At 58.9% G+C, this 16,096-nt stretch carries 25 protein-coding genes; 12 read left to right on the forward strand and 13 right to left on the reverse strand.

All coding sequences use genetic code 11. From position 1 onward, the window contains the following. The coding region (locus ABJF10_RS07300) for an SDR family NAD(P)-dependent oxidoreductase (RefSeq protein WP_348543878.1) at positions 1-478 on the reverse strand (478 nt) is incomplete at its 3' end. A gap of 420 nt (positions 479-898) precedes the next feature. Here ABJF10_RS07300 and ABJF10_RS07305 point away from each other — a divergent pair. Next, the gene (locus ABJF10_RS07305) at positions 899-1,042 is read left to right on the forward strand and encodes a hypothetical protein (protein WP_348543879.1); all 144 of its coding nucleotides are present in this window, start codon (positions 899-901) and stop codon (positions 1,040-1,042) included. An 8-nt stretch (positions 1,043-1,050) separates the two neighbouring features. Here the strand turns inward: ABJF10_RS07305 and ABJF10_RS07310 are convergent, their stop codons facing one another. Together ABJF10_RS07310 and ABJF10_RS07315 are read right to left on the reverse strand one after the other, a co-directional pair. Then, positions 1,051-1,488 (reverse strand): hypothetical protein, encoded by a 438-nt coding sequence (locus ABJF10_RS07310; RefSeq protein WP_348543880.1) that lies wholly within the window; start codon positions 1,486-1,488, stop codon positions 1,051-1,053. After that, entirely contained in the window at positions 1,485-2,429 is a 945-nt protein-coding gene (locus tag ABJF10_RS07315) for a peroxiredoxin-like family protein (protein ID WP_348543881.1), read from the reverse strand. The genes ABJF10_RS07310 and ABJF10_RS07315 overlap by 4 nt, the downstream gene beginning before the upstream one ends. A 137-nt stretch (positions 2,430-2,566) precedes the next feature. On the opposite strand from ABJF10_RS07315, the gene ABJF10_RS07320 reads away from it, so the two are divergent. From ABJF10_RS07320 to ABJF10_RS07330, 3 genes are read left to right on the forward strand one after another with little or no spacing between them, the layout of a single operon-like run. Then, positions 2,567-3,427 (forward strand): hypothetical protein, encoded by an 861-nt coding sequence (locus tag ABJF10_RS07320; protein ID WP_348543882.1) that lies wholly within the window; start codon positions 2,567-2,569, stop codon positions 3,425-3,427. A gap of 57 nt (positions 3,428-3,484) precedes the next feature. Beyond that, positions 3,485-3,640, forward strand: a complete 156-nt coding sequence (locus ABJF10_RS07325) for a hypothetical protein (RefSeq protein WP_348543883.1) — start codon at positions 3,485-3,487, stop codon at positions 3,638-3,640. A gap of 56 nt (positions 3,641-3,696) precedes the next feature. Beyond that, positions 3,697-4,275 (forward strand): sigma-70 family RNA polymerase sigma factor, encoded by a 579-nt coding sequence (locus tag ABJF10_RS07330; RefSeq protein ID WP_348543884.1) that lies wholly within the window; start codon positions 3,697-3,699, stop codon positions 4,273-4,275. A gap of 19 nt (positions 4,276-4,294) precedes the next feature. Here the strand turns inward: ABJF10_RS07330 and ABJF10_RS07335 are convergent, their stop codons facing one another. After that, entirely contained in the window at positions 4,295-4,870 is a 576-nt protein-coding gene (locus ABJF10_RS07335; RefSeq protein ID WP_348543885.1) for a PAS domain-containing protein, read from the reverse strand. A gap of 109 nt (positions 4,871-4,979) precedes the next feature. Beyond that, positions 4,980-5,243: a hypothetical protein gene (locus tag ABJF10_RS07340; protein ID WP_348543886.1), complete on the reverse strand. Its 264-nt coding sequence runs from the start codon at positions 5,241-5,243 to the stop codon at positions 4,980-4,982. A gap of 113 nt (positions 5,244-5,356) precedes the next feature. Between ABJF10_RS07340 and ABJF10_RS07345 the strand changes: the two genes are divergently transcribed. After that, positions 5,357-5,686, forward strand: a complete 330-nt coding sequence (locus ABJF10_RS07345) for a DoxX family protein (RefSeq protein ID WP_348543887.1) — start codon at positions 5,357-5,359, stop codon at positions 5,684-5,686. 12 nt (positions 5,687-5,698) lie between these two features. Here ABJF10_RS07345 and ABJF10_RS07350 read toward each other — a convergent pair whose 3' ends face one another. Beyond that, positions 5,699-6,061: a DoxX family protein gene (locus tag ABJF10_RS07350; protein ID WP_348543888.1), complete on the reverse strand. Its 363-nt coding sequence runs from the start codon at positions 6,059-6,061 to the stop codon at positions 5,699-5,701. 809 nt (positions 6,062-6,870) lie between these two features. On the opposite strand from ABJF10_RS07350, the gene ABJF10_RS07355 reads away from it, so the two are divergent. Both ABJF10_RS07355 and ABJF10_RS07360 read left to right on the forward strand, forming a co-directional pair. Then, positions 6,871-8,061 carry a site-specific integrase gene (locus ABJF10_RS07355; RefSeq protein WP_348543889.1) on the forward strand — a complete coding sequence of 397 codons (1,191 nt, stop codon included), beginning with the start codon at positions 6,871-6,873 and terminating at the stop codon, positions 8,059-8,061. Between the two features lie 564 nt (positions 8,062-8,625). Next, positions 8,626-8,877: a hypothetical protein gene (locus ABJF10_RS07360; RefSeq protein WP_348543890.1), complete on the forward strand. Its 252-nt coding sequence runs from the start codon at positions 8,626-8,628 to the stop codon at positions 8,875-8,877. Between the two features lie 57 nt (positions 8,878-8,934). Here the strand turns inward: ABJF10_RS07360 and ABJF10_RS07365 are convergent, their stop codons facing one another. From ABJF10_RS07365 to ABJF10_RS07375, 3 genes are all read right to left on the reverse strand, one after another. Further along, complete coding sequence (locus ABJF10_RS07365) at positions 8,935-9,447, reverse strand: hypothetical protein (protein ID WP_348543891.1); 513 nt, start codon at positions 9,445-9,447, stop codon at positions 8,935-8,937. Between the two features lie 104 nt (positions 9,448-9,551). Then, the gene (locus ABJF10_RS07370) at positions 9,552-9,695 is read right to left on the reverse strand and encodes a hypothetical protein (protein WP_348543892.1); all 144 of its coding nucleotides are present in this window, start codon (positions 9,693-9,695) and stop codon (positions 9,552-9,554) included. 79 nt (positions 9,696-9,774) lie between these two features. Next, positions 9,775-10,467: an SOS response-associated peptidase family protein gene (locus ABJF10_RS07375; protein WP_348543893.1), complete on the reverse strand. Its 693-nt coding sequence runs from the start codon at positions 10,465-10,467 to the stop codon at positions 9,775-9,777. 662 nt (positions 10,468-11,129) lie between these two features. On the opposite strand from ABJF10_RS07375, the gene ABJF10_RS07380 reads away from it, so the two are divergent. Next, entirely contained in the window at positions 11,130-11,405 is a 276-nt protein-coding gene (locus ABJF10_RS07380; RefSeq protein WP_348543894.1) for a hypothetical protein, read from the forward strand. A 61-nt stretch (positions 11,406-11,466) separates the two neighbouring features. After that, positions 11,467-11,892, forward strand: coding sequence for a hypothetical protein (locus ABJF10_RS07385; protein ID WP_348543895.1), 426 nt, complete (start codon positions 11,467-11,469; stop codon positions 11,890-11,892). A gap of 78 nt (positions 11,893-11,970) precedes the next feature. Here the strand turns inward: ABJF10_RS07385 and ABJF10_RS07390 are convergent, their stop codons facing one another. Beyond that, a complete protein-coding gene (locus ABJF10_RS07390; RefSeq protein ID WP_348543896.1) occupies positions 11,971-12,324 on the reverse strand; it encodes a hypothetical protein in 354 nt (117 codons plus the stop codon). Positions 12,325-12,744: 420 nt separating this feature from the next. Between ABJF10_RS07390 and ABJF10_RS07395 the strand changes: the two genes are divergently transcribed. Beyond that, on the forward strand, positions 12,745-13,005 hold the full coding sequence (locus ABJF10_RS07395) for a hypothetical protein (RefSeq protein ID WP_348543897.1): 261 nt from the start codon (positions 12,745-12,747) through the stop codon (positions 13,003-13,005). Positions 13,006-13,046: 41 nt separating this feature from the next. On the opposite strand, the gene ABJF10_RS07400 is transcribed toward ABJF10_RS07395, so the two are convergent. Together ABJF10_RS07400 and ABJF10_RS07405 are read right to left on the reverse strand one after the other, a co-directional pair. Next, positions 13,047-13,319, reverse strand: a complete 273-nt coding sequence (locus ABJF10_RS07400) for a hypothetical protein (RefSeq protein WP_348543898.1) — start codon at positions 13,317-13,319, stop codon at positions 13,047-13,049. 220 nt (positions 13,320-13,539) lie between these two features. Beyond that, positions 13,540-13,815: a hypothetical protein gene (locus tag ABJF10_RS07405; RefSeq protein WP_348543899.1), complete on the reverse strand. Its 276-nt coding sequence runs from the start codon at positions 13,813-13,815 to the stop codon at positions 13,540-13,542. A gap of 278 nt (positions 13,816-14,093) precedes the next feature. Between ABJF10_RS07405 and ABJF10_RS07410 the strand changes: the two genes are divergently transcribed. After that, entirely contained in the window at positions 14,094-14,351 is a 258-nt protein-coding gene (locus ABJF10_RS07410; protein ID WP_348543900.1) for a hypothetical protein, read from the forward strand. On the opposite strand, the gene ABJF10_RS07415 is transcribed toward ABJF10_RS07410, so the two are convergent. Further along, positions 14,352-14,549, reverse strand: coding sequence for a hypothetical protein (locus ABJF10_RS07415; protein ID WP_348543901.1), 198 nt, complete (start codon positions 14,547-14,549; stop codon positions 14,352-14,354). It abuts the gene before it with no gap. Between the two features lie 235 nt (positions 14,550-14,784). Here ABJF10_RS07415 and ABJF10_RS07420 point away from each other — a divergent pair, with 235 nt between their 5' ends. After that, positions 14,785-16,029, forward strand: a complete 1,245-nt coding sequence (locus tag ABJF10_RS07420) for an NlpC/P60 family protein (RefSeq protein WP_348543902.1) — start codon at positions 14,785-14,787, stop codon at positions 16,027-16,029. Positions 16,030-16,096: the final 67 nt, after the last annotated feature.

The raw sequence follows: 16,096 nt of genomic DNA on the forward strand, positions 1-16,096 counted from the left end.
CCCACTTGGTCGCGCCGTAGATGGAAAAGCCGGCGTAATTCGAAATCACCGCGGCGGCGGAAATGTTCACGATGTGCCCACTGCCTTGCGCTCGGAGAACGGGCAGTGCCGCACGAATGACTTCCAGCGCGCCAAAGAAGTTCACGCTGAAGTTGCGGGCGATTTGATCAGCCCCGAGTTCCTCAAAAGCACCGACGAGTCCGTAGCCGGCGTTGTTCACGATGACATCGAGCCGTCCCCAGGCATTCGCCGCTTCAGCAATCGCGCTCTTCACTTGAACCACATTGGTGACATCGAGCGGGAGTGCACGGCACGTCTCCGGGTAGCGCGCGGCCAGCCCAACGAGCGCTTCCAGCTGGCGCGCCGTGGCGATGACTTGCTGCCCTCGCGAAAGCAGCGAGGTGACCAGCGCGAGGCCAAAGCCGCTGGAGCAGCCGGTGATGAGCCAGACGCGCGAGGGTGACGTGGATTCATTCATATGATTCGCTTTCGAGTCTCTAGGGATACGCTCCCCCGAGCGCTGTGGACGCGCAATCACGCAGGTGAGCCGACTTGTTTCCGAGGATTGCAGATGCCAGCGCGGAGTGCGCGCTTCTCATTCCGTTTCTCAATCGAAGGCATAGGCCGGCTAACTTGTAGCGTTCCCCAACTGTTCTTTGGATTCGAGCCTCGCGAAGGACTCTCCAACTCGCTCCAGATTATGTTTCACAAAATCGACTACCCATTTCTCATCGGAGCATTCGTCAGCTTTCTGGCGAGCGTTTCACTCTGGTTCCTCGTCAGCCATGAGTATGGGCTCTTCGTTGGAATTTGGGTGCCGAGCATCCTCAGCCTTTGGGTCGGAGTGAGAGTGGTCGTTCTCTCACATGGCATTAACTCTCGAAAAGGGAGGTAGGCCATGGAGTATGTCACCTCAATTTTTATTATCGGATTGATGGTCAGCCTCCTTGTCGCCAAGGGGGTAATGATGGCTCAGGAATTTACAGCGGAAGAGTTGGAGCGGATGGAGAGGGAAAAGCCGACCGTAGATCGCAAGAGCTGACTCGTAGTTCACTCCGGGGCTCGGATCGGGTCTGATAAGATTCCGATGATCAGGCAGCCACCGCGAACGGTCCAAGCCAGCGTGCGCCACCAGTTGGTGCCCACGAGCCGACGGTGCGTCTCGGGGTCAAATCCAGCGGCGAGTCGGTTGTGGAGGGGGACTTGCACTCGCCAGGTGGAGAGCCAGTTGAAGAGCAGCGGGGCGAAGCTCGCCAGCAGCCACGGCTCGCGCGCTCCGCGGAGAAAGAGGAGGACGGCAGTGAGAAGTTCGGCGGCCATGAGCGGCGCAACAATGAACGTGATGTTGCGCGTGTGGCGGGCGTGGCAGGTGCGGAAGGCGTCGGCCCCAACTTGCGCGAAGAGCGGGTAGTGGACGAGTTGGACTGTCCAGATGAGACCGACGAGCGCCCATGTCGCGGCACAGTGCGCGGCGAGGAGCGCGTTCATGCCGTCGCGGGAATGCGGCAGAGTTCTACGTAGTCAGGACGGTCGGCTGCGGTGGCGTGAAGGAAGCGACGCACGACATGGCCATCGCGGATGAGAAAGACACCCGGCATCTGCGTGCCGTCGCCTTCGAGTGGGCCGACGCGATGTCCGGCAAAGAACGCACGCGTTCCGCGGACCCAGACGCTCCAGCTGAGCAATTGCGCGAGCTTTCCCCGCCGCAAGCCCAACCCGCGATAGAGCCGCCGCTCGGGGTCGGACACGGCCGGGACGTTGCCGAGACGGTAAGTGCTCGCGAAGGCCGCAAACGCCTCCGGCGTGCCCATGTGGATGAGGGCGAGCTTCGTCCCGCGTTTCTCGATCTCAGCGCGCCTTGCGGAAAGATCAGCGAGCGCTTCCCGGCAGAAGGTGCAGCCTGCATGGCGGAGGAAAACGACGAGCACAGGCTGGCCACGCGACAATTCCGCGAGGCTGCGGCCCGCGCTGGTTCGTGCTTCGGCGAGGAGCGCGGCCTCGTCGGGGAGATCGCCTGCGCCGGGGTCAGCCTGATAGCAATCCCACGCGTGTTTCAAAATGAGTGCGAATGGCACCCACCAGATCAGATCGTTAGTCACGCAATTCAGCGCGAAGCCCCAGGGCAGCGCACCCGTCCAGAGCGCCTGCACCATGCCGAGCGGGCCGAACACTTTGCCCAAAAAGCCAACGAGCACGATGGGCCAGTGCCGCGCCGGGTCGGACGCAGCGATGAGGTAACCGAGCCCGTAAACGCCGACGATCATCCCGATGCACTGCCAGAGCTGCGGGTAGTTTGGCTGGGCCATCTCCAGCCAGCGAAATATCGCGCCAGGGAAGACCGCGGCGAACGCGCCCCAGATCAGGTTGTAAATGCCGGCGGCAAACAAGACATGGCGCATCCAGCGCGGTGCGGAAAGTATCGGAGTCATGGGATTCAGCTAAGGTAACGGCTGAGGTGGATGTCGCAGATGCCAAATACGACCGGACTCGGACCGCGATGGATGGAGGGAGAAGCCCCTTCAGTGCGTCTTTCGCGCCGCGCCTTGCGTTTAGTGGAGGAATGACATTGGAACAACTGAAGCTGGCCCGCAACCGACTGCGCCTCGGCATAGCGAACGTCGGATTCTGGGTCGTGACGGCATCCGGCGGGCTCTATTGGCTAACGAGCGGCAGTGCTCACGGTCTCGACACAACGGCGTGCGTCATCATCGGCCTCGCGACCATCGTCGTGCAGGCAGCGTTCGATATCATAGGAGGCGCGTGGTTGATGCCGCCGCCAGCGCCAACGCCAGGAGAATTCCTGCGTCGCTGGTTTCGCGGCGCTTTTTTTCACTGCTTGGTGTTGGCTGGCGTTGGTCTGCTGAGTTGGGCGAGTTTCCGGCTTAGCTCGGGCTTCGCGCCGGCGGTTTTGATTGCGACCGTCGGGCTTGCTCTCGGGCGCCGGCAAATCTTCGGGGCGATGGCCGGAGCATCCATTTCCAAAATCTCTCGCGAAGGACGAAAGAACCTCACCGCGGCGGTGAGCGACTCGGCTTTTACCGGCGGCATCGTCGGAATCGGACACCGTGCGCAGAGCCTTTGGCCCGCGCGTTGGCTGGAAGGTTTGTCGCAGTCGGAATTCGCCGTGGAATCGTGCCGGCGTGAATGGCAGCTCACCAACGGCCTGAACCATCGGGCTCTCGTCGCGCTCTTGGGCTGGAATCTCTTTGGCGCATCGCTCGGGACATTCGCCTTCGCGCTGGCCCATCGCACGCCGGCCGAGGCGCTGTTTGGCCACGTCTGCTGGATGACACTCTGGGCGTTTGTGGGTCTGTTGGTGCTGCCGGCGTTGAGTCGCGGCGCCGTATTCGCCGCCGACCGCGCGGCCGCCACTGCCAGCCTCGCGCCCGCAGCCTGGATTACGCGCTTTTCTAACCTGACCGGCTAGGACGGCAGCGCGAATGCCACCGTGCAAACGATATTCTACCCGATCCCCTCAGTCAAAATGCGGCTCCACTCGATCGAGGATGCACCGCTCGTGCTCGGTAGCCTTGCGCGCAACAACCTCTACTATTCGTGGGCGACACTCACGCTGCTCGGGCGCGCCGTGCACTGCAATGTCGGCCGCCCCGCGTTGTGGGTGTTTCCGCCATCCGCTTGAGCGGGCAACTCAGTTTCTATTGTCGGCGCGCAGCGGCTCGCACATGCTTTGCGCCGATGCCAACCGATCCTGCCAACGACCTCGAAGCTGAGATCGAGCTTTTGCAGCGGGTCGCGCAAGGAGATCGCGTGAGTTTCGAGACGCTTTACGATCGTTTTTCCGGCGTGCTTTTTTCCACGGCGTATCGCGTGCTCAACAATCAGGAAGCCGCCGAGGACGTGCTTCAGGATGTCTTTATCCAGATCTGGGAAAAGGCACCGCTCTACGACCCGGCGCGCGGCAAGCCGATGACGTGGGCCGTGACCCTCACGCGCAACAAGGCGATCGACCGCCTGCGCTCGACGGTGCGCCGCAATCGGCTGCAGGACGACGTGGAGCGCGAAGCGGAAACCTTCGAGCAGTTTGACGACCGGAGTTCCTTCGATGCGGTGGCCGCGGGGGAGACGAAACGGATCGTCCGTGACGCCATTCAGAAGCTCTCGAAAGACCAGCGCGAAGCGATCGAACTCGCGTTCTTCTCCTCGCTCACGCAGGCGGAAATCGCGGTGCGCCTCAATGAGCCTCTCAGCACGATCAAGGCGCGGATTCGGCGCGGAATGATGAAGCTGCGCGAGGTTCTGAACCCGGAGGTGTAGCCACCGGTGTTCAGGCGGACTACGCCGCGACCCGGTCCGTCAGTTCCCGCTCACTGGCGACGAGCCAGAGCAGTTCGCCCGCGTCGTCAACGACCGGGCTGATGGCAACCTCAACCCAGTAGGGCGTGCCGTTCTTGTGGTAATTGAGGATCGTCTCGCGGCAGGGGCGATACTCGTGCACTGCGCTCCGCATCCGCGCCGCCGTCGCGCGATCGGTCTTCTCACCCTGTAAAATCGGTCCTAGATTTTTCCCGCGCAATTCATCCAGCGAATATCCGCACATCGCACTGAAGGAAGGATTGACCCACTGCACCAGGCGATCTGGCCCGGATACCACCAAACCCTCCGGGCTGGTCTGCTGCGGGCGGTTCGCAATCAGCACGGCGAGGCGAGCCTTCAGTCCTAGCGAAGGCACCACGCCAACGCGCGGCGCGATGGCCAGCGTCACCGCCGCGCTCACCTCCGAAAGTCCGGCGACGAACTCGCGAAGCTCCTGATGAAATTCGAGGAGGAGTTCAAACTGCTCCCGCTCCGCCTGAGTCATCACGCCGGCAGTGTAGAGAGTGCCTTGGGATTGAAAAAATTCGGTCAGCATTGGAGAGCGAGTGATTGAGATGAGAAGGCGACTTAAGAATGCCTTACGACAGTGTTGGCCCTCTGGATACCATTCGCGAAAACATTTTCGACACCCGGTGCGCCCGTGCCTACTTCTTGGGGGCCGCGTCGGTCACCATCTTCACGAATTTCTTCGGGTCTTTATTGAAGTCCTTGATGCAAGACTTGCAGCAAAAATAGACGTCAGTGCCCTCGGACGTGACTTTCACGGGTTTGCCGTGCTCTCCGAGCTTTTCGCCGGACACGACGCATTTGCTCAACGGATATGAATTCGGCACGTTGGAGTCAGCGAGGGCGAAAGTGCTGCCGAGAAACACAGCAGCAAGGATGGCGATGGCGGACTCGTTTTTCATATGATGGAAGGCTTTGTGCAAAATTTACGTTTGTGGCCGGTAGTGGATGCATTCTTCGCTGCACGAGCCAAAGGGCCGGAGACGTATAAACGAATGATGCTATGCTCGCGCCGTTGAACGTCACCCTGATCGTTTTCTCAGCCATTTCCTTTCTCGCCTACGGGTCGGCGTGCTTTCTCTCCGCCTACATGAAGCGGGAGTTCGATCGCTACCAACTTGGATCGCGGCGCACCCTTGTGGGTTGGCTGCAGTTGTGCGCGGCGATCGGATTGCTGGCTGGCCTGAGCCAGCCGTGGATGGGACGCGCGGCGTCCGCCGGGCTTGCCGTCATGATGCTGGTCGCCGTCGGCGTCCGGATTAAAATCAAAGATACTCTGCCGCAGACGACCCCGGCGCTGTTCTATCTGGCGCTGAACGCCTACCTGTGTCTGGTGGCGTTCTGACCAGCCGATTCCTCACAACAACGCAATCGCGGCGCACATCGCGAGCACGGCGATGGATGGCACGGCTTTCTTGATCGGGTCTTTCACTTTGAGGTGCATGACGAACGCCCCCAGCATGAGCAACCCGAGGCCGATCGCGGCCGGTTGGGCGACGCTGCGAATCCAAATGCCGGCCAGAAGGGCGAGCGCCAATCCGACCTTGAGCACCCCGATCACGCACATAAACCAGAATGGCAGTCCGTAGGCGGCGAATTCCTCGCGCAGGTTCTTCGCCTCGCCGCCGCGATACGGCGTCGCTTTCCCTGACCGAAGCATCCAGACATTCAGAATTCCGAGGCCCACGATAAGCTGCAAGGCGATGAGGATGTATTCCACGGTGGTATCAGATGAAGCGATTCGGTCAGATTGAACGGCAGAAACCTTGCCCCGCCGACTGAGGAGCCGCAAGCGAATCTCCTGTCGCCTCTTCACGTGACAAACCCTTGTTTGACCCGGTCTGTCGGGAATCACCCCGTATTGAATCGTCTGCTGCTCCAATTCGGCATTCAATCGGCGCAATTCGTCCTGATGCGCGGGAGTGCGAGGTCGGGCGGAGTGGCGAGAGGAGGCGAGATGCTCTCGACCAGCACTGCCGCCGTCCGGCGTCACGCTTCATCGTAACGGCGTTTGGGCCGCTTCGTTTTTGGTTCGTTCATTATTCTCATCGGCTGCCCCGATGGCCCAACCCCGTGTCCACCGCATCGGGTCAGGCCCAGGCACTTTGGGCTTGCGAGGGGACGACAGCAGATTACCGCGTTCGCTGAGATGCCACGACGCGACGCGACAAAACACGGTGAGTGTAACGGGTGCTCAACCCGCTATGGTGAACTTAATACGAAACAGGCGTGACAAAACGTGACAAATTTCACCCGTTTTCGTGCCCTCCTGCGACCCCTTCAGATTTCGAGGCCGACATTCCATATTTCTAAGTCGTTTATGAAGAATGTATTATAACGACACAGGAGGTCACAAAGAAGTCCAGTCTACCGGTTTCGAATCCCGTTAGGGTCACTTGATTCTATCAAGTGGCCGGGGCAATTTCCTTGTTTGCATGACAAAAACATGACAAACGTGGGGTGGTGAAGTCCTCCTCAAAGCGGTCAAAGCCTTTCGAACCCATAGAGGTCAAATCGGGGAGTGCAGTCGTGAAGATCTATTCGATGCACAACCGAGGGCGGACCCTGTACACGGTTACCCATTATTCAGCGGCAGGGCAGCGGAAGCGCCAAAACTTCGCAGACCTGGCCGAAGCAAAAGCGGAGGCGTATCGTCTGGCGGCCGATCTCCAGAACGGGGATATCCAGCTGCTCCAGCTCTCGAATAGGGATCGCAGTGCATACCTCCACGCCTTGGCGGAGATCAAACCAACCGGTCGCAGCCTTGAAATTGCGGCCACCGAATTCGCGAGCGCCATAAATGTCCTGGGCGATCATACGTCGCTCCTTGAGGCGGTGCGATTTTACGTGAAGCATCATCCAAAAAGTCTGCCGAGGAAAACCACTCGCGAGATCGTCGACGAGATGATCGCGGCAAAAAAGGCCGACGGCATGAGTCTGCGTTACCTTTCGGACTTGGAAAGCCGCCTGGGACGCTTCGCCCGGGAATGTCCAGGACAACTCAGCGATCTTACGACCAAGGATTTGCAGGCGTGGCTCAACGGGCTCGGCGTCGGTCCGCGGGGCCGAAATAACTTCCGCGCACAACTTGTCGCGGTCTTCAATTTCGCCAAAACTTCCGGCTATCTACCGAAGAATCAGCCTACCGAATCTGACCCGCTGACCAAGGCGAAAGACGTTGGTTCGCCGATCGGCATCTTCGCCCCGGATGAACTGACCATGCTACTTGAGCATGCCGACGAGAGTCTCGTGCCGTACCTCGCGATCGGCGCCTTTGCCGGCCTGCGCACGGCCGAGTTACTGCGCCTGAACTGGCCTGAGATAAAGCTGGCGCAAAGCTACATCGAGGTGACTGCGGGTAATGCGAAGACAGCGCAGCGGCGGCTCGTTCCGATCCAGCCGAACCTCGCCCTATGGCTGCAACCGTATGCGAAAACTTCCGGCCCTGTTTTCTGTTTATCGACCATTAATCAGAAAGCGGCAGCATTTGCCCGGCGTCACGGAATTGTGTGGCCACAGAATGTGCTTCGGCACAGCTTCGCAAGCTATCGACTTGGCCAGTGCAAAAATGCTGCAGAGGTCGCCTTGGAAATGGGAAACTCCGCGCGCATGGTCTTCCAGCACTACCGCGAACTGGTGACCCCGGCAGACGTGGAAAAGTGGTGGAACACCCTGCCTTCTGCGAGCGAGAATGCAGACTCAAAGAAGGCCGTCCGTTAATCTCGCCATCTGGCGGGTAGGGGACGGCGTCGTATCTCACAGTCTTGACCAGCGCCCGGAATGCCTGTCTCCTCCCCATACCGCCGTCGGTCTTGGCCCGGGATGAGCAATCGTCACGGGCGAAGCATCGGAGGCGATGCCTGGATCGAAAGTTTGATCTGGAAGGAACTTTGATTGCCCGCAGGGCATTCGTGCCCGGCCGGCGACTCGGCGGCCTGGAAGTCTGGACCGCAGAGAACAGAAATAAAGCCATCAAGAACATGGTGAAAAAATCAGAGCTCTGCGACCGCTACAGTGTGTCACAGAGGACGGTAGAGAACTGGATGAACTCCGGAGTCTTACCCTACTACAAACCGTCTTACGGCATCGTGAGATTCGACCTCGAAGCTTGCGACAGGGCGCTGGAGCGGTTTCAGCGAAACACGGTAGCGGCGGACAAATGAGATAATTGTCGGGGCTCCGGTCCGCGAGGGTCGGAGCCCTCTTTGCCCCCCAGGCCTCCAGGGGCTCGCTCTCTGCGACGATGCGGATCTTGCCGATCCCCTACTCCTGGCCCAGCAACTCATGCTGCTGGTCAACGGCTACCTGATCATGGAACCACTGCTCGGCAAAACGCAGGCGGTTAAACTCACGCTTCAGACCGCGAAGACCTTGGTCGGCCACGTTCACAGAGCGCCGACCGAAACTGAGCCCGCAGCAAAAGCCTCCGGCATAGGGAGAAAAACTGTCCGGCGACCCAAGTCCAATAGAACTCGCGGCCGCGGACAGCGCCGTAATGGCACCCAAAGGACGGCCGATTCGAAGGGCGGAAAATAGCGACCGGCTCAGTTTAGCATTTCGGCCTCGCCCCGAATGCCCTCGAATCCCTGGCCATCACTTGAGCGCCTGATAGGAGTCTACACGCCGCTTGGCGCCGTCCAGGTCCGTATAGTCGTAGGGCTCGGCCTTCATCGTCGGTACGGTGATCGTGGCCCCTTCCTTCGCCGCGTATCCGCGCAGCAGCACCACACCGTGAATCGTGTTGAGGAGCAGCCCGGTGTCCATCTTCTGCATCACCGAGCCGTGAATGGTGATGCGCCCCACGGGAGCATCGAGCGTCGCGGAGTGATTGGGGCCGTCGGTATTTGCGGCGGGTTTCACGTCGAGGGCGGCGGCGGTACGATCGGCGATGACCATCGGCCAATCGTCCCGCTGCAAAAAGCTTGCGTCGCTCGCCCGCTGGGCGACAACCATGGCGAGAAACTTCTGGTTGAACTTTGACTTGCCATCCGCGAGATCCGGATACTTTGCAATGGCCAGCTTTTGCGACTCTAGTACCGGCGTCTGCGCGCGGGCCGTCGTGAGTATTGCGAGGATTACCAGGACAAGCGACAGCCACGTTTTCATGGCCCCGCTTCTAGCCGAAGTGGTGCCGTCTGGTCAATCCTGCCCGGATTGGTGTGCGGTCGGTTTTGGGGAGTTCTGCCGTATCGCACGCAAGCTTGGAGGAGTTATTCGCCGTCGGTAGAGGGGTTTCCCCAAGGTTGAAACCCGTCTTTAATCGCCTTCGCAGCATCAGCGTTGAATTGCTGCATAGATGGGGCGAAACGTGCTGGGCCACCCGTGATGGTGATATATTCCACGATATTTTCCATGCCCGCATGATAGCAGGCAGACGGCTTCAGCCAATGCTGCTATTTTTTCTCCAAGCCGCGCCGCTGGTGTGAGCCGGGCTCAGAAGAGGAACTGCTGTGGGTCGGGCGGTGGTGCTGGCTTACTCGGCCGCTTGATCGTGAGTTTTTCCGGCAACTTGGCCGCGATCTCCTCGTGAATGAGCGCCTCGGAGGGCAGCCCGCGGCACAATTCGACCAGCCGTGCATCCGGCAGCCGATCCTCGCCAATCCAGTCCGCGGCATCCGCATTGCTCAACACGACCGGCATGCGATCGTGAAACGGACGTACGTAATCATTCGGCTCGGTCGTCACGAGGGTAAAGCCGGACTCCCCCGATTGGTCGGGGTCATTGTCCCACAAGCCCGCGATGAAGAAGTGCTGACGCTCCCTGACCTTGAACAGCACCTCGCCACGCGCGCCTACAGGCCCCAGCCCGGGCTCAAAATAGCCCGTGGCGGGCACGAGGCACCGTCGATGCTGTACCGACTGCTTCCAGATGGCCTTTGTCGTCAGCCTGTCATTGCGGGCGTTGGTCACGAGCGACCGGCTGTCCTTCGCGTAAAACGGCCACACCCCCCAGCGCATCCGCACCATTTCGGCCACGCCGTCTTTCTTGCGCACCACGCGGCCCTTGCGCTTGGGATACATGTGGGCCGGCGCCTCGCTGTAGGCGGCAGGAATGCGAAGCCACGGCGCCGATATCCGAACGAACTCGGCCAGCCTATCAGGATCGCCGGAGTAGTGATTGCACATGCCGCTACACTTTCACAGGGAGCCCGCATTGTCGCTCGATCTCGAGAAAGGCGGTCAGGATGTCGTCAGCGTGGACGATCAAGCCGGGGCGTCCGTGCGATGCGGCGTCCCCAATCCACATCGTGCGAATATCGGCATCGAAGTAGGATCAGTAGCCCCAGGTCCATGCGGCGCGGCCGAACTTTTTTGGAAATGATCTCTGCTCACGCCCTTTTTCTCCGGCGTTGCGAGATAACGAATCCAACGCCAGCCAGGTAAAGCATTCCAGTGGTGGGTTCTGGCACGAAGCTGAAATTATCGTAGTTGATGTTCGCCATGGTCTGGGTGGCACCACCATCGCCAACCACGGCGGTGCGGTAGCCGACGTATTCAAGGTCACCGTCAGCTCATCCGCGCGGCGCCGCTCCGCTTCCTGGCTCGCGCGATAGCTCGGCCCGCTGGCCAGGGCCGACTCCGAGGGGGAAGGGTGGTGCCAGTGGACGAATCGTGACGCAAACGGACCAGTCGGCAAACCTCAGGGGGGCAAAAGCGGGGGACTCCCCCTCCTGTCAGCGAGAAGTAGGAGCGTAAAACCTTAGTCTTATGAGCCTCCCGCCGGTCGCCTAATGCGCGAACACAAGCCGCTTCTTTGACTTTGTAGGCTGCGCTCCTATCTTAGCGGCATGCCCACCTATTTTGCCTTTATCGAGTTAAGCGATTCGAACGAAATTCCGGAATCTCTCCACGTAGATTTAAAGCAAATGGGGTTTGGAGGCGGCCTTGATACCGAAGGTGGCTTGAAACAATTGCCGTTTCGGTGCTACGCGAAGCAGAACGCCTCAGAGTCTCTGGACGAGATAAGCGGGAAGCTGCAGCAAGCGACATGCAGCACCCCGGGGACGAAAATCCGCGCCATCGTTATAGAGGGGAGTGGCTTTCAGGTGTGGGAAGGGGCTTAATTCGACGAGTCAAGGGGGGCTTTTTTCTGGTGTCTCTTTGCTGACCGGCTAAAAAGTCACGATGACCACCAAGCGAAAGTCCCGCCAAATCGCTCCCACCAAAATTGCCGGAGAGCTTCTACGGATCAGCGGAATGGATATCCAGATTGTCCAGATGATGGACTTTCTCGACACCAGTGATCCTGATCTTCAGCGGATTATGGTGCTCAGTTTCAAAAAGGCCCGGTTATCGGATGCAAACGATAAGGAGATTTTTGTTGGTCAAGTGATTCTTCGCATTTTGACTGCAATCTCCCCGCCGGCACTGGCTTTAGTGTCCCGTCTTCTCCACCCATTCGAAGGCTACTTCGTCATAAACGTGCAGGGCGCTTATGAGACGACTGGAGTCTGTGTCAAAGTTACCGCTGATTTCGTCCATGCCGCCAACATGCAGCCGAAAACGAAGAAGCACGGGAAATCAAAAAGCCACCTACTTTCGCTTGATTGAGGTCGGATCACCTCTTCATGAGCGCCTCACACCGCTCTGGATAGTCCATCGACTTGGTTCGTAGCGCGGCGCAATGTTTCAACCGTCGCTCAATGAAAGAACGAAATCGACTCCATCACCTTCTTTTGCAGGTCGAACTGATGCCAGGGCTTCCTCGGTGAGATAACGGCTCCATGGACTGGCGTCGGCCAGCGCCATTCGTTCGCATGTTTCCGGTAGCCTTGACGACCAAGCGACAGGTCGATCAATACTTGGTTGCCACACACATACGGCGATCTTCAGTTCCCCGTTGGACGGCATGAACCGTTCGGCCAGGCTGATGGTGACCTTAACCGTGCCCTCTTTTTCCGTTATTCGGATTTTCTTGCCTGCGAGGTGTCGAAAAGAGCCGGTGTCTAACCATGCGGGCGTTTGAGACAGATATTTACTCATATTTGCCGGTTGATGAGAAACTCTTCCCGCTCTGAAGGATGTGATCATAAACGAGGCCCGTGGCCGCCCTATTGGCCGAGCGTCGCGATGGGAAGTGGCGAGCGGTTTTCACGCAACAGAATCGCATCTTTAACCCGCAGCGGATGCCCCGCTCCAGGGTGCCGTCTCGACCCATGCACCACTAAGTAAGCACCCCTATCGTCGCCGAGAGAGTGCTCCCTGAAACGTGACTCGCCGTTCCAATGGGTTGGCCAGAAGGTTCGCGTGTGATGAAAGCTGAGAAGGAGCCAGGAGAGGGAACCTCGCATCCGCGGGCCGAGGAGTCCGCAACACGAGAATGCCGAAGGCACGAAGGTTGCGGGAATTATTCGCTGTCGATGTTGATGCGTCCCCTTGACGGTTGACAGACGAAGAGACTGCATGAACTCCACGGAAACGCCTAAGGGCGCAGAACCTCGCGAAGGTCCCATTGCTCGTGCGATTGAAACACAAACGGCTAAGCTTCCGTCAGACACTTTTCTGTGGGCGGCTTTCGCCTCAATTGGAGTTTCGCTGGCCCTGAGACTCACCGGCCACAAACACGGCGCTACATTCATGGGTCAATGGGCACCCACGTTCCTTCTCCTAGGCATCTACAACAAACTGGTGAAGCTGCACGGATCAGACCGGGTTGACCATTGATTGGGGCGGGGGTGAATTACGTCGTGATCGTCGAAAGGCGACTAGGGATCGCGTTGATACCACTTCATCAGGAAGTCCTCAGCTGCCGCTTTCGCGAGATCCTCGTCCCCCAGATCGCTTGCCTGAACAAGCATGGAAATAGGCTGTTCGCCTATAAGGTGCCAGAGAATATAGGCGGTGTCCGGTGCGCTGTTGAGAACACCGATGAAGAAGACTCCACTGTGGCAACCACCGGTCTCAAGCGTTTTGCGGACCGCCGCGACCACCTGATCGGGCAAACTTATGTTTTCGAATTCGATGTTGAGCTGACTCATGCGTGAAACAATGGGAGTGCGTCCAGCACCGAAGGAAGCCGTCCGGCGATGCATGATAGCGGGCTCAGCCCGCCAAGCATTCGCAGGCCAATGCGATTGCGACGTATGGAACTACAAAGTTCTCACTTCAGCGTCCAAACACCGGCATCGCTGATGCGCTCCCATTACGCACCTGGGGTCAGATGCAGCCCGTGGCAAGAAGTTGCGGCACCATTTCCCCCTATTGCATCCGGCTCGAATGCGAGGACCGAATCGGATGTAAATGCGCCTTCTCCAAACAGATGAAGAACTTGCGGCCTTTCTCCGTGAGGGCTTTCGAACTCGTTCGTTGTGCCGCATTTATGAGGACGTTTTGATTGCGTGTTTCTCCCCGGACGGAAAATCTTCCAGTGGAAATCGAATACGGATTTTTGCCGAGCAGCACGGCTGGCAGGTCGAAGTTCACTCGCCCGGCAATCAAGGCATCGTAGCGGATTTCACAGACGGTGTTGTGCAATCGCGCGAGTTGGAGTTTCATTAATGCTGCAGGGGCTCTTTTATGTAGCCGAAGGCGGAAGCGGCCACCTGGCAACCATTCTCAGCGTGGCTCCCGTTCCTTGCACCAATCTCCTTTCAGACTCCCACTAAGCTCTCTGGCTCTAGCCCGAACGCTGAAGGAGCCGCGTTGTCGCGGAAGAGCGGGCCCGACGCCCGCACTCACTTCAACTCCAAGCTGAACTACCCAACTTCAAGGAGATTGCCCGAGCTGGCATGGCGCTGGCTTCAAGAAATTCAATGGACACCGAAATCCGGAATGTTCTTATTTTTTGCGGCGGCTCACCGTTTCAATACACGCTGGCGAGAGTGGGCGAGGACAGCAAGAAGGTATTTAACTCCTTTGAAGAAACTCTGGAATACGCTCGAAAAATGGTGACGGTAGAAACGCCGTTGACGATCTACGACAAGTCGGGGCGTGTCCTGCTCAAGACAACCGTCCCGCCACCTTGTCAATGCCGACCCTCGGTCGTACCTGATGCAAGTTCGACCGGGTGATTACTCCGTAACAATCGCGCGGGCGGCGTCCGCGTCTTCCTCCTGCCTTTTCAGGCCCAGGACCTCCTCGGGAGTGGAAGCGCGATCCGGGTGATGCTGATGCACCGCGTTTTCGAGCTTGGCGTGATCTTTCTTCACATGCTCTCCGTGCTTTTGCTCGTCCAGCTTGTGTTGGTTCTTCGGTGAGTTGTCGCCCATAGGACAGACTATTCGGCGCTCCGAGCATCCACGGCTGTGCCGGTTAAACGAAACCTGCCGTGCCGGTTGGCTCCGTAGAGGCGGTGAGGCCATGGTGCCACATAAATCCCTCTGCTGGTGCGCACACAGTCAGCCCCTTCCGACGCAGGGAACGGGAACGAACTCTCGAATACGAATGCCGCGGCAAGTCCAGCAAAGAGGTGACGCTGCAGGACTTTGATGCGATTCTCCGGGCGTGAAAAATCTCCTCCGTCAGTGCGTTCTCTGTTTGGTCTGCACGACGGCAGGTTTGTATGCGCAGGGTCAGGAAGTGGAAAGCAGTGCGTCTCATTCCTCAGCCACTCCGAAAGCTGGCTCTCATCGGAAGAAAAAGAAGGTCGTCGATGACGACGGTGCCGCGCTCGAGGCGAAGCCAGGGAAACCGTTGGGCGCGGTGATAGGCGACCCGCCGATCACTGAAAAAGCTCCGCATGCCCCCGCTGCAACGATCGAGGTCAATGAACTTGCGGAGTTCTCCGTCCAACCTGCCCGCGTGCAGCAACTGATCACCGCAGCCCTTGATCTCGCCAAACAAAATCTTACCTATACTTACGGCTCTGCCGAACCGTCCGCAGGCGGCATGGACTGTTCCGGCACCATTTACTATTTGTTTCGTTCGCAGGGACTGAAGGACGTTCCGCGGGATTCGAGCGGGCAGTACGTGTGGGCGCGCAAGCACGGTCAATTCTTCGCGGTGGTCAGCACGCTGGCGGACAGCTTCGAATTCAAAGACCTTCAGCCCGGTGACCTGATGTTTTGGAGCGGCACCTACAATACCGGACGGGATGTCCCCATCAGTCACGTCATGCTCTACTTGGGGCGCGAGAAAGGGACCGGGAAAAGCGTGATGTTCGGTTCCAGCGACGGACGCACCTACAACGGCATCCAGCGGTGGGGGGTAAGCGTCTTCGACTTCAAGATGCCGAAGGCGGATCCCGCCAAGCCGGAGAAACACGTCGATTTTGTGGGCTACGCCCATATCCCAGGTCTCCGCGATTCAGCCGTTGCGGCTGCGCTGACCACCACCCAGCCTATGTCGATTCCCAGTGTTGCTCCCGCCGCAAAACTGGCGCTGGCCGACGACCTGCGCGAGCCAGAGCGGGGAAACCCGGAAAGAAAGTTGATCATGGACGCCCTGCGCGCCGAGAATTTTCCCGGCCAGGAGGGCAAGGTAGTTTTTGCGGTGAGGTGTCTCAAAATTCACAATGGCTGGGCGTGGACCGAGGTCACCCCGCAGGACCACGCGGGAAAGTCGCTTTCCGGAGGCAAGCCAGCGCTGCTCCATTTCGAGGGAGGAAAGTGGAAATCCGTAGACCTCAGCAAATTGTCCGGCACCTCGATCGAGCCGAATGACGGGAAAGGAGCGAGTTCAGCCTTCGTAAACAATATCCTAGGTGTTTACCCCGACGTTCCTCGGGACATTTTACCGCCGCGCCACTGAGTTTCAGCAGGTGGTCACAATGGAGGCCCAGAGGTCTACCCGGCAAAGAAAAGTGAATTGGGGCAAC

The organism is Chthoniobacter sp., from assembly GCF_040003245.1.
GTDB lineage: Bacteria > Verrucomicrobiota > Verrucomicrobiia > Chthoniobacterales > Chthoniobacteraceae > Chthoniobacter.

Bases quoted from the DNA above. Each gene is read 5' to 3' on its own strand.
- ABJF10_RS07315 (WP_348543881.1), bottom strand. From the start codon at position 2,429: ATGACTCCGATACTTTCCGCACCGCGCTGGATGCGCCATGTCTTGTTT.
- ABJF10_RS07370 (WP_348543892.1), bottom strand. From the start codon at position 9,695: ATGGAAAATATCGTGGAATATATCACCATCACGGGTGGCCCAGCACGT.
- ABJF10_RS07410 (WP_348543900.1), top strand. From the start codon at position 14,094: ATGGACACCGAAATCCGGAATGTTCTTATTTTTTGCGGCGGCTCACCG.
- ABJF10_RS07330 (WP_348543884.1), top strand. From the start codon at position 3,697: ATGCCAACCGATCCTGCCAACGACCTCGAAGCTGAGATCGAGCTTTTG.
- ABJF10_RS07395 (WP_348543897.1), top strand. From the start codon at position 12,745: ATGAACTCCACGGAAACGCCTAAGGGCGCAGAACCTCGCGAAGGTCCC.
- ABJF10_RS07340 (WP_348543886.1), bottom strand. From the start codon at position 5,243: ATGAAAAACGAGTCCGCCATCGCCATCCTTGCTGCTGTGTTTCTCGGC.
- ABJF10_RS07400 (WP_348543898.1), bottom strand. From the start codon at position 13,319: ATGAGTCAGCTCAACATCGAATTCGAAAACATAAGTTTGCCCGATCAG.
- ABJF10_RS07385 (WP_348543895.1), top strand. From the start codon at position 11,467: ATGACCACCAAGCGAAAGTCCCGCCAAATCGCTCCCACCAAAATTGCC.
- ABJF10_RS07305 (WP_348543879.1), top strand. From the start codon at position 899: ATGGAGTATGTCACCTCAATTTTTATTATCGGATTGATGGTCAGCCTC.
- ABJF10_RS07375 (WP_348543893.1), bottom strand. From the start codon at position 10,467: ATGTGCAATCACTACTCCGGCGATCCTGATAGGCTGGCCGAGTTCGTT.
- ABJF10_RS07335 (WP_348543885.1), bottom strand. From the start codon at position 4,870: ATGCTGACCGAATTTTTTCAATCCCAAGGCACTCTCTACACTGCCGGC.
- ABJF10_RS07360 (WP_348543890.1), top strand. From the start codon at position 8,626: ATGCTGCTGGTCAACGGCTACCTGATCATGGAACCACTGCTCGGCAAA.
- ABJF10_RS07390 (WP_348543896.1), bottom strand. From the start codon at position 12,324: ATGAGTAAATATCTGTCTCAAACGCCCGCATGGTTAGACACCGGCTCT.
- ABJF10_RS07310 (WP_348543880.1), bottom strand. From the start codon at position 1,488: ATGAACGCGCTCCTCGCCGCGCACTGTGCCGCGACATGGGCGCTCGTC.
- ABJF10_RS07365 (WP_348543891.1), bottom strand. From the start codon at position 9,447: ATGAAAACGTGGCTGTCGCTTGTCCTGGTAATCCTCGCAATACTCACG.
- ABJF10_RS07415 (WP_348543901.1), bottom strand. From the start codon at position 14,549: ATGGGCGACAACTCACCGAAGAACCAACACAAGCTGGACGAGCAAAAG.
- ABJF10_RS07325 (WP_348543883.1), top strand. From the start codon at position 3,485: ATGCGGCTCCACTCGATCGAGGATGCACCGCTCGTGCTCGGTAGCCTT.
- ABJF10_RS07380 (WP_348543894.1), top strand. From the start codon at position 11,130: ATGCCCACCTATTTTGCCTTTATCGAGTTAAGCGATTCGAACGAAATT.